This is a genomic window from Amycolatopsis sp. NPDC114484 (genome assembly GCF_055633755.1).
In genome coordinates this window covers 251285-266557 of the sequence record NZ_JBVKDQ010000007.1, presented here as the reverse complement: position 1 = coordinate 266557, position 15273 = coordinate 251285, and the positions used below count along the sequence as shown (strand labels likewise).

Annotated in this window: 15 protein-coding genes; 8 read left to right on the top strand and 7 right to left on the bottom strand. The window is 70.7% G+C overall.

Annotated elements, in window-relative coordinates; genetic code table 11:
• Positions 1 to 71 precede the first annotated feature (71 nt).
• The 4 genes from ACZ7SW_RS19845 to ACZ7SW_RS19830 all read left to right on the top strand — a co-directional run bounded on the left by ACZ7SW_RS19845 (position 72) and on the right by ACZ7SW_RS19830 (position 2599).
• Positions 72 to 830 (top strand): helix-turn-helix domain-containing protein, encoded by a 759-nt coding sequence (locus ACZ7SW_RS19845; RefSeq protein WP_470231877.1) that lies wholly within the window; start codon positions 72 to 74, stop codon positions 828 to 830.
• 26 nt (positions 831 to 856) lie between these two features.
• Complete coding sequence (locus ACZ7SW_RS19840) at positions 857 to 1675, top strand: MBL fold metallo-hydrolase (RefSeq protein ID WP_470231876.1); 819 nt, start codon at positions 857 to 859, stop codon at positions 1673 to 1675.
• Positions 1676 to 1752: 77 nt separating this feature from the next.
• Positions 1753 to 2049 (top strand): hypothetical protein, encoded by a 297-nt coding sequence (locus ACZ7SW_RS19835; RefSeq protein ID WP_470231875.1) that lies wholly within the window; start codon positions 1753 to 1755, stop codon positions 2047 to 2049.
• Between the two features lie 136 nt (positions 2050 to 2185).
• Positions 2186 to 2599: a hypothetical protein gene (locus ACZ7SW_RS19830; protein ID WP_470231874.1), complete on the top strand. Its 414-nt coding sequence runs from the start codon at positions 2186 to 2188 to the stop codon at positions 2597 to 2599.
• Positions 2600 to 2611: 12 nt separating this feature from the next.
• Here the strand turns inward: ACZ7SW_RS19830 and ACZ7SW_RS19825 are convergent, their stop codons facing one another.
• Positions 2612 to 5734: an AfsR/SARP family transcriptional regulator gene (locus tag ACZ7SW_RS19825; protein ID WP_470231873.1), complete on the bottom strand. Its 3123-nt coding sequence runs from the start codon at positions 5732 to 5734 to the stop codon at positions 2612 to 2614.
• A 359-nt stretch (positions 5735 to 6093) separates the two neighbouring features.
• Here ACZ7SW_RS19825 and ACZ7SW_RS19820 point away from each other — a divergent pair, with 359 nt between their 5' ends.
• The 4 genes from ACZ7SW_RS19820 to ACZ7SW_RS19805 all read left to right on the top strand — a co-directional run bounded on the left by ACZ7SW_RS19820 (position 6094) and on the right by ACZ7SW_RS19805 (position 9155).
• Positions 6094 to 6708 (top strand): hypothetical protein, encoded by a 615-nt coding sequence (locus ACZ7SW_RS19820; protein WP_470231872.1) that lies wholly within the window; start codon positions 6094 to 6096, stop codon positions 6706 to 6708.
• A gap of 124 nt (positions 6709 to 6832) precedes the next feature.
• Positions 6833 to 7354: a hypothetical protein gene (locus ACZ7SW_RS19815; RefSeq protein ID WP_470231871.1), complete on the top strand. Its 522-nt coding sequence runs from the start codon at positions 6833 to 6835 to the stop codon at positions 7352 to 7354.
• Positions 7355 to 7870: 516 nt separating this feature from the next.
• The gene (locus ACZ7SW_RS19810; protein ID WP_470231870.1) at positions 7871 to 8491 is read left to right on the top strand and encodes a sensor histidine kinase; all 621 of its coding nucleotides are present in this window, start codon (positions 7871 to 7873) and stop codon (positions 8489 to 8491) included.
• 10 nt (positions 8492 to 8501) lie between these two features.
• Positions 8502 to 9155 (top strand): response regulator, encoded by a 654-nt coding sequence (locus ACZ7SW_RS19805; RefSeq protein WP_470231869.1) that lies wholly within the window; start codon positions 8502 to 8504, stop codon positions 9153 to 9155.
• Here the strand turns inward: ACZ7SW_RS19805 and ACZ7SW_RS19800 are convergent.
• Genes ACZ7SW_RS19800 through ACZ7SW_RS19775 form a run of 6 tightly spaced genes read right to left on the bottom strand, consistent with a single transcriptional unit; the run spans position 9122 to position 15272 of the window.
• Positions 9122 to 10246 (bottom strand): alpha/beta hydrolase family protein, encoded by a 1125-nt coding sequence (locus ACZ7SW_RS19800; RefSeq protein WP_470231868.1) that lies wholly within the window; start codon positions 10244 to 10246, stop codon positions 9122 to 9124. The two genes, ACZ7SW_RS19805 and ACZ7SW_RS19800, sit on opposite strands and share 34 nt — an antisense overlap.
• Positions 10243 to 11304, bottom strand: a complete 1062-nt coding sequence (locus ACZ7SW_RS19795) for an LLM class flavin-dependent oxidoreductase (RefSeq protein WP_470231867.1) — start codon at positions 11302 to 11304, stop codon at positions 10243 to 10245. The genes ACZ7SW_RS19800 and ACZ7SW_RS19795 overlap by 4 nt, the downstream gene beginning before the upstream one ends.
• Positions 11305 to 11308: 4 nt before the next feature.
• Positions 11309 to 11989, bottom strand: a complete 681-nt coding sequence (locus ACZ7SW_RS19790) for a DNA alkylation repair protein (RefSeq protein ID WP_470231866.1) — start codon at positions 11987 to 11989, stop codon at positions 11309 to 11311.
• Positions 11986 to 13218 carry an MFS transporter gene (locus ACZ7SW_RS19785; protein ID WP_470231865.1) on the bottom strand — a complete coding sequence of 411 codons (1233 nt, stop codon included), beginning with the start codon at positions 13216 to 13218 and terminating at the stop codon, positions 11986 to 11988. Before ACZ7SW_RS19785 ends, ACZ7SW_RS19790 begins: the two co-directional genes overlap by 4 nt.
• Positions 13219 to 13272: 54 nt before the next feature.
• Positions 13273 to 14091: an alpha/beta fold hydrolase gene (locus ACZ7SW_RS19780; RefSeq protein ID WP_470231864.1), complete on the bottom strand. Its 819-nt coding sequence runs from the start codon at positions 14089 to 14091 to the stop codon at positions 13273 to 13275.
• On the bottom strand, positions 14088 to 15272 hold the full coding sequence (locus ACZ7SW_RS19775; RefSeq protein ID WP_470231863.1) for an NAD(P)H-dependent oxidoreductase: 1185 nt from the start codon (positions 15270 to 15272) through the stop codon (positions 14088 to 14090). Before ACZ7SW_RS19775 ends, ACZ7SW_RS19780 begins: the two co-directional genes overlap by 4 nt.
• Between the last annotated feature and the right edge of the window lies 1 nt (position 15273).

Sequence of the window (15273 nt, the reverse complement as noted above, 5' to 3'; positions counted from 1 at the left end):
TCATGGAATCGCAAACGACAGATCCGCATTTATGCAGGCAGCGGCCAGGTTATCGATGCAATAGCCTGCAGATGAACGCATCGGCGGCGGTCCGGGACGAGTTCGAAGGCGGAGACGAGCAGATGCCAGCGGGCAGGTTGAGCTACCCGGAACGACAGCGCGTCGCGGCCGGGCTGGCGGACGGGCTGAGCTACGCGGAGATCGGCCGCCGGCTGGGCAGGCCGAGGTCGACGGTGATCCGCGAGGTCGCCCGCAACGGCGGGGCACACGACTACCGGGCCGACCGCGCCGAACAGGCCGCCCGTCACCGAGCGCGCCGCCGGGCCCCCGTTACGCCGCCCGCTCCACCGCTTCGGGCGGCGGCCGATCCGCGGACCCGAAGCGACTTCGAGACGCGGTTCGCGCGGATGGCCACCCAGACCGGAATGCCGTCGATGGCGGCGCGGGTCCTGATCTGCCTGTTCACCGCCGAGTCGGGGAGCCGCACCGCGAGCGAGCTCGCCGCCCGGCTGCGCGTCAGCCCCGCCTCGGTCTCCAAAGCGGTGGCCTGGCTGGAAGAACGGGGGCTGCTGCGGCGCGAGCGTGAGGGCAGGCGCGAGCGCTACCTGATCGACGATCACGTGTGGCAGCGGGCCTGGCTGGCCAGCATGGACGGCATCGCCCAGTGGGCCGAGTTCACCCGGCAAGGCGCGGAGCTGTTCGGCGGGGACACGCTCGTCGGCACCAGGCTCCTCGAGACCAGCCACTGGCTCCGGCACATCCGGCAGGACATGATCGACGCCGCCGGGCAGTGGCGGCAGGGTTCGCGCACCCGAGGTCTTGACCTCTAGCAAACTGGAGGTACCAGGGTGCTCGCATGACCATCTGGATTTGCGGGACCTGCGGCGTCGAGCATCCCGACACCGCGGAGCCGCCCGCCGGGACCTGCCGGATCTGCGCGGACGAACGACAGTACGTCCGCGCCTCCGGACAGGGTTGGACCACAATGGACGAACTGGCCGCCGCCCCGCACGAGCTGGTCTGCGAAGAACCGGAGCCGGGGATCCATCGCCTGCACCGCGAGCCGGAGTTCGGCATCGGCCAGTGGACCTACCTGGTCCGGACCGACGCGGGCAACCTGCTGTGGGATCCGCCCAACGCCCTTGACCGGCCGCTGCTCGACAAGATCGCCGAACTCGGCGGAGCCGCGGCGATCGTGGCCAGCCATCCGCACATGTACGGCTCGCAGGTAAGCCTGAGCCACAGTCTCGGAAACGTCCCGGTGCTGGTGCATTCCGCGGACCGGCGATGGGTGCGCCGGGAAGACCCGGTCATCCGGGAATGGCATGGCACCAAACGGATTCTGCCCGGGATCACGCTGGTCGAAGCGGGCGGGCACTTCCCGGGCGCCGCGGTCGCGCACATCGCGACGGAGAAGGGCGCGCTGCTGGCCGGCGACACCGTCCTGCCGGTCGCCGCGCCGGGCTGGGTGACGTTCATGCGCAGCTACCCCAACCAGATCCCGCTTTCCGCCGGACTCGTCCAGCGGCTCGCGGACCGGCTGGAGCCTTACGAGTTCGACCGGCTCTACGCGCTGACCGGGGCCACTCTGCAGGCTGATGCGAAAGCCGCGGTGCGCCGCTCCGCGCAGCGGTACATCGCCTGGGTCGACGGCACGAACGACCATCTGGGCTGACTCGGGAACGCGATGTCGGTTACGCCGCCAGCTGGGCGATCCGGGACGGGGAGGAGGATTCCTGCCCGATCGCCGTCGTGAGGCTCAGCGATCTCGTCCGCCGCGTCAGCCTGGGCGAGTTCGGCGTGCACTACCGGAACCAGCACGCGCGCGGCGATCTGCTGCACGAACTCCCGGACGTGCCAACGCCGCTCGCCCTCGACACGAGTGGCGTTCCCGAGCACGTGGCCGCCGAGTGCGCGACCTGGTTCGAGGCGATTCTCCGCAGGCCGGTCAGCCACCAGCAATTGCTCAACCACGGGAAGCTTTACGCCGAAGCCTGGAAGTTCAGCGACCTCGAGGACCCGCCCTCGCGCGAACGCCCCGTGCGCTGACAAAGGATTCCCCAGCGCACTCGCACGCGGCCGAACTGGACGCCGACTGAATATCGGCTGGACCCGCCGCCGCGGCGTCTTGCGGCCCCCGCACGGAGCGAACACATTGGGAGGACACGGAAACGAGGGGGTTGTCATGCTCCGAGCCAGCGCACTCACAGCCGTCACGGCGGGGTTGCTCGCCGCCGTCCCGTTCGTCACGGGGGCGACGACGCACGGGAACGGGTGCTGGACCACCGCCCCGATCGAGCTGACCAACGAAGGGGTGTGGACGTACTACAACCGGATCTCGTGGTGTGTGCGGGAAGCGAAGATCACGTCGGTGGACCTGACGGTCACGCACCAGGTGCTCAACCCGGCTTGCCGGTGGGTGGGCCTCGTCGCGGAGTCGGACACGGCCGCGAAGGACGGCACCGGCCGGACGATCTACGACCGGGGCGAGTTCTCGTGCCCGGGCACTATCGGCTCCGACGGCGTGAACCCGTGGCTGGCCGTCACCGTCGAGCCGGACGGCACCTACACGGTGGACAGGAGCGGCATTCGCTGGTGACGCCCCGCGGAATCACCGTCCTTCGCCGGGGCCCAGCCGGGAAAGGAGAGCGAGCGTCCGCGCCTCCCCCGTCCCCTGCCCGGTCTCCCGGTGCACGGCGAGCGCGTTCCGGGCGTGCTCGGCGGCGGCCCCGGTCTCGCCGCGCGCGAGGAGCGCTCCGGCCAGCGCCGTCAAAGCCTGGCCCCGCAGCGCCCGGTATCCCGCCCGCTCGGCGAGCGCTAGGGCCTGCCGGGCGGGTTCCGGGTCCGCGGTGACCGTCGCCAGGCCGATCAGCGCGTCGGCTTCCGGGTAACGGTCGCCGGTCTCGCGGATGAGGCCGAGCGCCTGCTCGTACCGGCGGATCGCCTCCGGCCGGTCGCCGAAGCGGGCGAGCACGGCCGCCAGGGCGGCCAGTGCCTCCGCCTCGGTCCGCGGGTCCCCCGCCTCGAGGGCGAGCGCGAGCCCCGTGCCGGCGCATTCGAGCGCCATGGCCCGGTGGCCGCGATCGCTGTGCGCCAGGGCCAGCCGGCTGCGGGTTTCCGCTTCGCCACCCCGGTTTCCCGCCTCGCACTGCAGGTCGAGGGACTGGCAGAGCAGTTCCACCGCCTCGGCGGTCCGGCCGCGGGCGTGCTGGGTCTGCCCGAGGTTGGCGAGGCTGATCGCTTCGCCGTACCGGGACCCGATCCGGCGGTAGCGGCGCAGCGCCTGGGTGTAGTGCTCGGCGGCTTCGGCGAGCCTGCCCATTTCCCAGTGGACGAGCCCGAGATTGCCGAACGCGACCGCCTCCCCGGCCGGCTGGCCGATCCGCCTGCTGAGGTCCAGCCCGCGGCCGAACCGGGACGCGGCGTCGGCGAGCCGCCCGGACTGCCAGTAGACGCACCCCAGGTTGCCCAGCACCGCCGCCTGCGCCTCGACCCAGCCCGCCTGCCGCGCCAGCAGCAACGACGCCGTGTACTGCCGGACCGCCTGCTGGTAGCGGCCCTGGCGGAAGTACAGGTCCGCGAGGCTGAGCCGGGCGGCGGCCCGCGCGCGGGGTTCGCCGTCCGCGTCGGCCGCGGCCAGGCCGGCTTCGGCGACCGCGAGCCATTCGACCCGGCGCATGCACATCCAGAAGTACCCGCGCATCGCGTCGGCGAGCCGCCACGCCATGGGCCGCGGGCCGCTGTCGGCCGCGAACCGCGCGGCGGCGACCAGGTTGCCGCGTTCGGCGTCCAGCCACGCCGACGCCTCGCCCAGCCCGGCGAACGCGGCCGGGACGCCGGACACGGGCAGCCGCAGCATGTGCGGGTACAGAAGGCGGGCGGCGCCGTCCACCCCCGCCAGGTACCAGTCGTACAGGCGGCGCAGCGCCCGCTCGCGGTCCGCGGCGGACTCCAGCCGTCCGGCTTGCTCGGCGGCGTACCGGCGAAGCAGGTCGTGGAAGCGGTACCGGCCCGGCGGGTGTTCGACCAGGTGCGCGGAGGCGAGCCGGTCCAGCACCGCGACCGCCCGCGTGGTCTCGACGCCCGTCAGCGCGGCCGCTGCCTCGGCGGCGAAGTCCGCGCCGGGAATCAGGCTCAGCAACCGGAACAGCCGCTGGGTGTCAGCGGACAGGGCGGCGTGGGACAGGTCGAAGGCGACCCGCACCGCCGTCTGCTCGTCGCCCGGCACCGCGAGGGCGGCGAGGAGGTTGCCCTCGCGCAGTTCCGCGACGTAGTCCTCGATGCCGGAGCCGGGCCGGTCGGCGAGGTTGGCCGCGGCGATCCGCAACGCGAGCGGGAGGTGGACGCACAGTTTGGCGAATTCGGCGGCCGCCTCCGGCTCGGCGCGGACGCGCCCGTCGCCCAGGACGCCCGCGAGCAGTTCGACGGCTTCGTCGGGGCTGAGCACGTCGATCGTGAGCCGGCGCGCGCCGTTCACGGCGACGAGACCTGTCAGGCGGTCCCGCCCGGTCACCACCGTCAGGCACCCGGGTCCGGCGGGCAGCAGCGGCCGGACCTGATCGGGGTTGACCGCGTTGTCCAGCAGGACCAGGATCCGCCGGTCGGTCGTCAGGGTCCGGTACAGCGCCGTCGCGGTCTCCGCGTCGGGAGGGACGCGGCTGGGCGAAATCCCCAGCGCGGCAAGGAATTGCGCGAGGATTTCGGGCGGCGCGGCCGGGGTGCCCGGTGCGTGGCCGCGCAGGTTCGCATACAGCTGCCCGCCCGGAAAGCGGGCCCGGACGCGGTGCGCCCAGTGCACGGCCAGCGCCGTCTTTCCGACGCCCGCCGTGCCGGAGACCACGGCGATGCCGCCGGTGGCCAGACTGTCCAAAAGGGACAGTTCCGCCGTCCGTCCGGTGAACCCGCGCGGTTGCGCGGGCAGCTGTTTCGGGACCCGGTGCGCCGGCCGGGGTTCGGCGGGAACCGCGGCGACGGGGTCGCGCAGCACGGCGGCGTGCGCGGCCTGAAGTTCGGGTCCGGGGTCGATCCCGAGTTCGTCGGCGAGCCGCGTCCGCACCTGCCCGTAGAGCCGGAACGCCTCGCCCCGCTGCCCGAGGGCGTGGCGGGCGCGGATCAGGAGGGCCTGCGCGGCTTCGTCGAGAGGCTGTTCCGCGGCGGCTTCGGCGATGGCGGGCAGGACCTCCGCGGCGGCGCCGGTGTCGATCATCGCCCCGGCGTACCGGCAGAACGTTTCCCGGCGTTCGGCGATCAGCGAAACGACCTTCGGGTGACCGGCGAGCGGCGGCAGGTCGGCCAGCGGCCTGCCGTGCCACAGCCGGAGTGCCTCGCCGAGCGAAGCCGCGACGCGGGCGGTGTTGGCGTCGCGGTGCGCGTCGTTCGCCTCGCCGATGAGTTCGCGGAACCGCCACAGGTCGACTTCGACAGCGCCCTGGCGCACGGCATAGCCCCCGCCGACGTGCGGCAGCACCCCGCTGCCCGCCCGCGGCGCACGGCCGGGTTCCAGCAACCGCCGCAGGTGCTTCACGTGCGTCTGGACGACATTCACCGCACTCGGCGGCGGCCGGTCGCCCCACAGCGCGTCCACGAGGTCCCGCAACGCCACGGCATTCCCTCCGGCGAGCGAGAGCAGCCCGAGAACCGCGCGCCTGCCGGGCGGGCCGAGATCGAGTTCGGCGCCGTCGTGCCAAGCCCGCAGCGATCCCAGCACCTGGATGCGTACCGAATTCGTCGCCACCGCGGCCCCCAGCTATCGGCTGGGAACCAAACGTAATGGGCCTGACGGCCGATGCACAAGAAAGTGGCTCCGCCCGGCCTAAAATGCCGACGACAGCCGGGTGCACGCCAGGGCCGTCCGCCGGGACGACCGGTTCTTTCCCGCTCCCGGCCGGTCCTTTGTGGATTCATTTCGCGGCGACGGTGCGTTTCGCCGGATCTCGTCGCGAATCCCCCGCCCCCGACGGTAATTCGCGGTCCAATCGCCGTCCAGTCGCCGTCCAGTGCCCCCTGATGAGGTATTCGGAGGCGGCGCGAGCCGCCGAATACCCAATTCCAGAAACGTGCCCCATACCGGACAGGAACAGAAAAGAGGCGGACATGGAAAATCGTGCCTGGAAGGCATGCGCCCGGGCGGCGGTGGCGATCGCTGTCGGCGTCCTGGCCTTGACCACGGGGGTGACGGCGGCTTCCGCCGCGCCGCGTGCGTCCGTGATCGACGTGACCCACGGGCCGTTCAACCTCGTCGTCGGGGATACCGGGGCCAGATCCGCCGCACTGGCCGACGACCCGATCACCGCGTTCCACGGCTTCAGCACCTTCCAGAAACTCGTGATCCAGTCGCAGGGCTTCGATCTCGAAGGCGAGATCCACGGCAGGCTCCGCAGCTACAACTTCAAGGCCCTCTACCAGGTCTACAACCTCCCGTCGTCGGACAGCTGGAAGGTGTGGGTCTTCAGCTTCAAGCACGACAGCAGCCGGAGCGTGCTGAAGGAGACCTACCGCAACGAGCAGCTGATCGACGTCAACATCGACCTCAAGTTCCACGTCGCGGCCGCCAACCTGCGGGGCGTGTCGTCCCTGCGGATCGGCTTCGAGACGCTGCGGCTTGAATTCAACGGCACGACCAAGGACTTCACCGTCGTCAACGGCGCGTCCGGCGGCGCCAAGGACCAGAACAACAACGACGTCCCGGTGGACTTCCAGCAGGTGTGACCGGCAGTTCACGGCCGAGCCGTGACGCGCCGGCGACGGCGGCGACTGGTGCGGCGCCTCCCCGGCACCAGTCGCCGCCGGGTTCTCGCTTTCTCTCCGCTCGAACACCGGACAAGGAGTCGGCATGCATTTCAAGGAAACTCGCGCGCTGCTCGCCAGGCGTAGACCAGGTGCTCCGGGCGACCGCGGAGCCGCTTGGCGGAAGGCGGCGAAATTCGCCGTGGCCGCCGCGACGACCGCGGCGTTCCTGGCCGCCGGCTCCAACGCCGCGCAGGCGGCCGAGGCGCGCTTCGTGCCGGAGGCCACCGTCGTCGGATGGGACGGAACCGTCGCCACCGTCACCTTCCGAGAGGTGAATGTGGCGGTGGGAGGCCGCAAGACCACGATTTCCACCAAGTTGACGGCCGAGGTGACGGCCTTCTGCACGAACGGCGAGTCGACTCTCGACGTCCACGCGTCCGCGACCGGCTTGACCACGGCGGACTACCCGATCAAGGACGGCACCGTCGCCGGGACCGCCAAGTTTCCCGTCCAGGTGAAGATCGAGCACGATCCCGGCTATGCGTGCGTGATCAGCCACAAGGCGATCACCGCGGTCCTCGACGACTTCCGGACCGGCGCGACCCTGGTCCACCACCAGTCCTGACCCCTCGGCCGCGGAGGGCGTTCGGGAGGCTCCCCCGCTGGTTCGGATCGTTTCGCGTCGCGCCCTGTTCGCAGTCCCCGGCACGCCCCCTGCCGGGGACTGCGAACTCCCGCCGGAGAATTCGGCGAACTTGAGCGAACGATCGGGAAATTGCCGCTGCCGCTCTCCCGCCGTCCAGGTCCCGGCCGAGCGCCGCCGGAATCCGAACAAAACGCGTAAACAGCAGATTCCGCCCCCGGCCGCGCAGAACAGTCGCGACGCGGGCCCGAAACAGATGTTCGGCCATTCGCAGCAATACCCGCCCCGCTCCCGCTTCCGTTCCGTAATCGCGCGACCGCACTAATAGTACATTTTTTGATCATTCCCGGAGAACCGCCTCCCGGTATTGCAACCATTAGGCGACACGTCCCCCGATCAGGTAGCATCCCTCTGCGGAAAATCGAATACCGTGCGGGGGGCGACGACTCGGGGGGACCAATGGGGGCGGAATCACGACCGTCGGCACTGTCGCGGACGGTGCTGGAAACTGTCCAACCGCGACCGGACCTCCGCCACGTCGGCGACGTCCTGCACGATCTCGTCGGGCACCATCTGGTCCTGATGACCGCGCAGACCCGGCTGTGGAGCGAAAAAGGCCGCGGCTGCAGCCAGGCCGATCTGGCGCTGCTCGCCGGGATGGCCGAGTCGGCGCTGCGGGATCTGCGTCGGGTGTCGGGCCTGTTGCGCACCGGCGACGCCGAAAAGCCCTCGCCGCGCGGGGTCGTGGACTGGGTCCGGGAAATTCCTTCCCGCATTCCGCGCGACGTGGCCGACGTGTCGGCGACGGTGCGCGGGCCGGATTTCCCGAACATTTCCCCCGCCCAGGAACTTCTTCTCGAGCGCGTCGTCACGGAGGGCATTTCCAACGCGGCGAAACACCGGGCGGGCGGCCGGGTGTCGATTCACGTCGAATTCGGGGACGAAATCGTGGTGACGATCGTGAGCGGCGGAGCGCCCGAACGGCCCGCGCACCGCGAACTCGACCGCGGGCACGGCCTGCGCGGCCTGGAGCTGGCGGTGACCCGCTGCGGCGGCCGGGTCACCACGCGCCGAAGATCCGCCGGCCGGTTCGTCCTCGAAGTTTCCCTCCCCCGCTGAACCGCCCGTCATGATCCGGGTGCTGCTCGTGGACGACCTGCCGCTGGTCCGGATCGGCTTGCGCAGCGTGCTGTGCGAACGCGCCGGGATGAGCGTCGTCGGCGAGGCAGGCGACGGCGGCCACGCGGTGGAACTGTGCCGCCGGCTCAAGCCGGACGTGGTGCTGATGGACATCCGGATGCCCGGGATGAACGGGCTGGACGCGCTCTCGCACATCACCGGCCCCGGCGGCTGCGACGGCGTGAAGGTCGTGATGTTCACGATGTTCGACCACGACGAGTACCTGTTCACCGCGCTGCGCCGGGGCGCGGTCGGCTTCATCGTCAAGGATTCGCCGCCGGACAAGATCATCGCCGCGCTGCGGGCCGCGCATTCCGGCGAGGCGCTGCTGTCCCCCAGTTCCACGGTGCGGCTGATCTCCGCGTTCGTCTCCCAGCCGCCGCCCGGCGAGACCGCCGAGATGCCGGGCGGCCTCACCGAACGCGAGGGGGAGGTCCTGCAACTGGTCGTCTCCGGACTGCGCAACGAGGAAATCGCTGAACGCCTGATGATCAGCTACACGACCGTGAAGAGCCACATCCGCCATCTGCACGAAAAACTCTGCTGCCGGGACCGGGTGCAGCTAGTGATCTACGGATTCGAACACGGAATCCGGCACTGGTGAGCGAAAAGCTCAGTCAGCCAGCCCCGCAACTCCGCTTCCCACACCGGCCGGTGATTGAAACACATGTGATCACCGTCCGGATAAACCACGCTGCGCACCCGCTCCCCCAACGCCGCCCGCACCGGCTCGCTCTGGGCGACCGGGACCGTGCCGTCGCTCCCGCCGTGCACCTGCAGCACCGGGCATTCGATGTCGCCGAGCATCGGCACGACGTCGAAGGCGCGCAGGCGTTCGCGCGCCGCCTCGTCGGAGTCCGCGGCCAGGTTGTACCTCATGGTGCGGGGAATCGGCTCCGGCGCGGACTCGTAGACGTCCAAAAGCCGCACCGGGGCGGAAATGACCGCGCAGCCGGCGATCCGGTGGTCGGCGGCCGCGACCCGCAGCGCGAAATAGCCGCCCGCGCTGCCGCCGACCACCACGATCCGGTTCGGGTCGATCTCCGGCATTTTGACCAGGTCGTCGATCACCTCGGACACCACGGTCTCCGCGTCCGCCCGCCAGGGCACCCCGTCGAACCGCCGCAGCTCTCCCTGGCCCGGCAGGTCGAGGGCCACCCCGGCCCAGCCACGGGCGGCATAAGCGGCGAGCAGGGCGAAGAACTCCTCTTTCACCCCGTCCACCCCGCCCAGGGTCAGCACGCAGGGCGCGGGTTCCCCGGTCGGCGGCAGGCTCAGGAAAACCGGGACCGGCTCCTCCCGGCGCACCACGCGCGGCGTGCTGTGGTCGGCGACCAATCCGGCCACCGACACCAGGCGCGTCCACAACCGGCGCCGTGCTTGCTCGTCGGCTTCGAGGTATTCGGCGACCCGCAGGCAGGCCACGGCGCGAGTCCAGCTTTCCACCGCGCCTACCGGGTCGCCGCGCTCGATGGCGCGTTGCCCCAGCTCTTCGTGCCGGTCTCCGAGAGCGGTCCACTCCCGCACCCATCCGGGCACCGATCTGATGCGCCGCAAGGCATCCACCGCCTCGCCGGGGTCCGCGCCCATGAACAGCAGGCGCGGCAGGAGCGGTTCGCCCGGCCGCAGGCCCAGTACCTTCATCGCGCCGAGGACCCGCAGCGCCAGCCGGAAGGGCAACGGGTAGTCGCTCACAGCGCGCCCGCGACCTCGCCGGCGTAGCGGCGCATGGACCGCTCCACCACCTCCTGCGGCTGGCCGAAGTCGAAGGTGGCCGCGACGGAGGTGCAGTGCAACTGGTCAGCGAGGTCGCGGAGAATGCGCCGGCAGGTCTCGGGCGAGCCGGCCGCCACCGCGCCGCGCTCGACGGCGCCGCGGACCGTGAAGTCGAACCAGCGTTTGCCCAGCGCCGGATAGTGCGCGAAGTCGGCGGGCACCCCGTCGCGGTGGAAGGTGGCGATCGCCGAGGCGCCGGCCGCGCGGGTTTCGTCGACATACCGGCGCAGGTGCGGCTCGGCCTCCGCCAGCGCCTGCTCGTCGTCCTCCGCCACGTGCACATGCACGTTGACCACGATCTGCGGCTGTTCCGCTTTGGTCCACGCGTTCAGGTACAGCCCCACTTTCTCGCCCAGCGACGGCAGATCCGGCGACAGCAGCGGCGCGACCATCAGGCGGAAACCGTTGCGCCCGGCCCATTCGAACGTCTCGGGCGTGGTCGCGGCGGCCACCCAGACCGGCGGCGGGTCCTGCACGCACGCCGGCTCCACGTGCAGTTCGGGGAAGTCGAAGAACCGGCCGGAATGCGCGAATTCCTTGCCGGTCAGCGCGGTCAGGACGATTTCGACGCCCTCGGCGAACCGGGCGCGGCTCTCGGTCATCGGAATGCCGAAACCGTCGTACTCGCATTTGAGGAACGCCCGCCCGAGCCCGAGTTCGACCCGGCCGCCGGTGACCTGGTCGAGGGTCGCGACCCGTTCCGCGACCGACAGCGGGTGGTGATACGGCACCTGCACGACGCCGAGCCCGAACCGGATCCGCGGCGCGCGGCCGGCCAGCGCGGCGATCAGCACGTCCGGCGCGGACAGGATGCCGCCGTGCGGCTGGAAATGGTGCTCGGCGAACCACGCGCGGCCGAAGCCCAGCTGGTCGGCGAGCACGGTCAGCTCGCTGATCCGCCGGAACATCGCGGTCGGCGGCCCGTCCACGGACCCGGCGAAGGTGGGGAGCGAGAACACGTCGGAACTGATGGCCACGGGCTCATCCTTTCGTCACTGCGAGAAGCCGCTTCGTCTGCTCGGCGCGCGTGGTCGCCAGATGGCGGCAGGCGCGGGTGATCACCCAGGCGGCCCCGGGATCCCCGGCCCATTCGCCGAGCGAGGCCAGGGTCAGGTCCGGATGGGTCTTGCTGATGTCGGACAGCGAATTGCCCACCGACTTGCGCACGTAGTCGCTGGGGTCGGCGCGCAGCCGGCCCAGCAGTTCCAGCGCGTGGTCCGGGTGCTCGGCGAAGTACGGGCGTTTCGTCCACACGCGCGGTCCCTCGGCGGCGGCCCGGCGCACGTTGTGGTGATCGTGACCCAGCCATTGCTCGATCACCGGCAGGGACTTCTCCCAGCCCCGCACGGCGCAGAACCAGTCGAAACCCTTGGCCAGCGACTCCTGCACGCGCCAGTCGCCGTCCTCCGGCACGGTGCCGAGCAGGAATTCCATCGCCCCGGCGACGGTGTCCGCGGCCGGGCCGAGCGTCATCGCGACGCCCATCCGCAGGTTGGTGTCGGCGGCACCGGTCCACAGTCCGATCAGCGCGGTCGTCACGGTCTCGGGGTCGTCTTGGTGCCGTTTCCAGAACGCGGCCGTGTTCTTGCGCAGTTGCGGCACCGACACGTCCGCGGTGGTCTCTTTGAATTCTTTTCGCAGCGACGCCGAACTCGTGCTCACGCAGCCACCGCCTTCGCCGGCACACCGCGCAACGCCAGCGCCAGCACCACCGCGACCAGACCCGCACCGGCCAGCACCCAGAACCGGGCGTCGACGCCGGCCCCCTGCACCAGCAGGCCGCCGAACACCGGGCCGAGGATCGGGCCGATGCCCTGGATCAGGCGGTTGGCGCCGAGCGCGGACCCGACCCGGCGCGGGTCCAGCTTCAGCACCTCGTCGGTGACCATGGTGGTGGTCATCGAGATCGCCGGGCCTTCGGCCAAGCCGACGAACGCGTAGATGATCGCGACGCTGACCACCGACACCCCGGCCAGCGGCAGCAGCGCCAGCGCCACCACGACCAGCGCGATGCACCCGATCAGCACCGGCTTGCGGCCGATTCTGTCCGAAATCGCGCCTGCCACCGCGGTGCCGACCGAGGCCACCACCTCGTACGGGATGAACACGAACGCGATCAGCCAGGCGGACGCGTTGAGCGCGGTCAAGCTGAACGGCACCAGGAAGGTAGCGGCCACTCCGACCGCGAACGCGACGCCGGCGACCAAACCGGACACCACCACGGTCCGGTTGGCGAACCAGGTGAACGTCTGCGCGAACGCCTTCGGCAATGTGCTGGGCAGTTTCTCCTTCAAGCTTTCCGGCAGCAATGCGGCCGCCACCGTGGCGACGGCCAGCAGCGCGCCGTCCACCCAGAGCACCAGCTGCCAATTGCCGCCCGCGGAGAGCAATCCGCCGAGCACGTACCCGATCACCGAACCGGCTCCGATGCCGCCGGCGAGCACGCCGATCGCCTTTCCGCGCTGCTGGAACGAGAACAGGTCGGCGGGCACGGTGAACGTCGGCGAAAGGAACAGGCCGCGCCCGACGCCGAACACCAGCCACCCGGCGACCAGCAGAGCGGGCCCGGACGACGACAGCGCGGCGAGGAAGATGCCGACCGCGCTGACGCCGAGCCCGATCGTGATCGGCGGCTTGCGGCCGTACCGGTCGGCGAGCACGCCTGCCGGCACGTTCAGCACCGTCATCACCAGCGACGACACCGCGAGCAGCGCGCCGAGGCTCGAGGATTCGAGCCGCAGTTCGGCGGCGATGTGCGGCAGCGCCGGGAAGACCGACATCATCACCGCCCACACCAGCACCACGCAGCCCGTCAGCACCGCGAGGGTGCCGCGGTGCGGCGACTGCCGCACGCTGTCGGGACGGACCTCGCCGGCTCTTCGCTCGGCCATGCTTTTCTCCTTTGCCACGAAGGCTTTTCCCGGCGGGGCCTTCGTGCGGAAGCGTTATCCGCCCGACGGGCGCGACACGAAGTCCCGGATCGCCGAGGCGACCTCGACCGGGTGTTCCAGAAACATGAAATGACCAGCGTCGGAGACCACGTGCAGCCGCGCATCGGGGATGCGCTCCGCGAGAAGTTCGGCGCTGCTGACCGGGGTGCTCCGGTCCTGGTCGCCGGCGACCACCAGAGTGGGAGCGGTGATGCCGGCGACGCGTTCCCGCAAATCGGGGTGCTGCAGCCGGATCAGGTTGCGGTGCACGGAGAACGGCACCCACGACCAGCTCGCGATGACTCTTTTCGCGACCTCGGGGTACTGCGGCAGGAAGAAGAACGGGCCCGCCCGTTCGTTGGATTCCGCGATGACATCCCGGTAGGTCTCCTCGGTGACCGGCGGACGCTTCCACTTCATCTCGTAGTGCGCGGCCGCCCCCATCAGCACCAGCGAGCTGACCCGTTCCGGACGGTCCAGCGCGAAAACCATGGCGGTCACCGAACCGAGCGAGTGTCCCACCACGACGGCCTGGCGCCAACCCAGCTCGTCCAGCACGGTCGCCAGGTCGTCGGCGCACTGCCGGGCGGACAGCGGAACATCCTCTTTGGAGGACAGCCCGTGCCCGCGCAGGTCCACGCTGGCGCACGGGCGCTCGCCCGAAAGCTGGGCCGCCAATTCGGCGAAATGCGTGTGATTGTCCCGGTTTCCGTGCAGGAAAACCATCGGCGTCGCCCGCGGGTCGCCGTGGTCCACGCGGACGAAGAGCTGGGCTCCGTCCGGAAGGGTGACGACTTTGCCCTGCGCGGGGCGCGCGGTCAGCTCTCGCGTCATGTCGGTTCTCCCATCCCGATCTCCACCGGCACCGGGCCCTGGCCGGCGGTGTCGCGGCTCGCCGCCAGCACCTCGGTGACGGCGTCGCGCGTGGTGTGCGTGCCGGAGATCTGCCGGATCAGGCGGCCGAGGCGGTCCACCACGATCAGGTGCGGCTCCACGTTCGCCGACAGGCCGAGTTCGCCGCTGAACTTCCGGTCCCAGTCCAGCAGCACCGGCACCTGGTGGCGCTGGTCGGCGATCTTGTCCTTGACGAAGTCGCGGGTGATGAAGTGCGGCAGCTGGTCCACCACCGCCACCAGCCGGACGTCCAGCTCCGGGGCCAGCTTGCGGATCCGCTCGACGCGCTGCAGCGCCTCCTCGCTCTTGGCCTGCCCGGCGACCACCAGCACGGCGAGGTCGCCCGGACCGTCGGAGACGTCGGCCGGGCGGTCGGCCAGATCCGTGAGCAGCGTCAACTGCTCGCTGACGTCCCGGCCGTCGCTGCGGCCCAGCCGCGGCGACGAGCCGTTGACGTTGAACGTGGAGAACCCGATCGCGTCCGCGACCCGGCGGCCGATCTGCCTGCTGATCTCGATGGCGTACTCGGCGTTCTCCACGCCCTGGCCCCACGGTTTGGTGCGGATGCCCGGCTGCTCGTCGAACTCGATCAGGCTCAGCCCGACGCTGGCGATCACCGACAGTTTCACGTTGGTCCACAGCGGCATCAGGCTCGCCATCGCCCATTCCTGCCCGATGCCGGCGGAGGTGACGATCTGGGCGGCCACCTTGCCCTGGAACGCGGTGCCCTTGACGTCCGCGGCGACCTCGTAGTTGTAGTACTGGTACTGGAGCTCGTCCGCGTTGGCCGGCTCGCACCGGTCCAGCCACTGCTTCCAGGTGAAGGGCAGCCCGAGCGCGTAGACCGGGGAGGCGAACACGAACGCGTCGGCCCATTTGATGTGCTTGTACAGCTGGATGTAGCGGTCCTCGGGCCGCTTGAACAAGTGACACGGCGTGCGGTTCATGCAGTCGCCGCATCCGTCGCAGTCGACGATCGGATAGTCGACCAGCCGGATCACGCGGGTGGCGGCCCCGGTCTCCTCGGCGCCGCGCATCGCCTGCCGGCACAGGAATTCGCTGGCGCTGGGCCCGCTGGTCTTGGGCGAGCCGCAGATGCCGAGCACGTTTTTCGTCCGCATG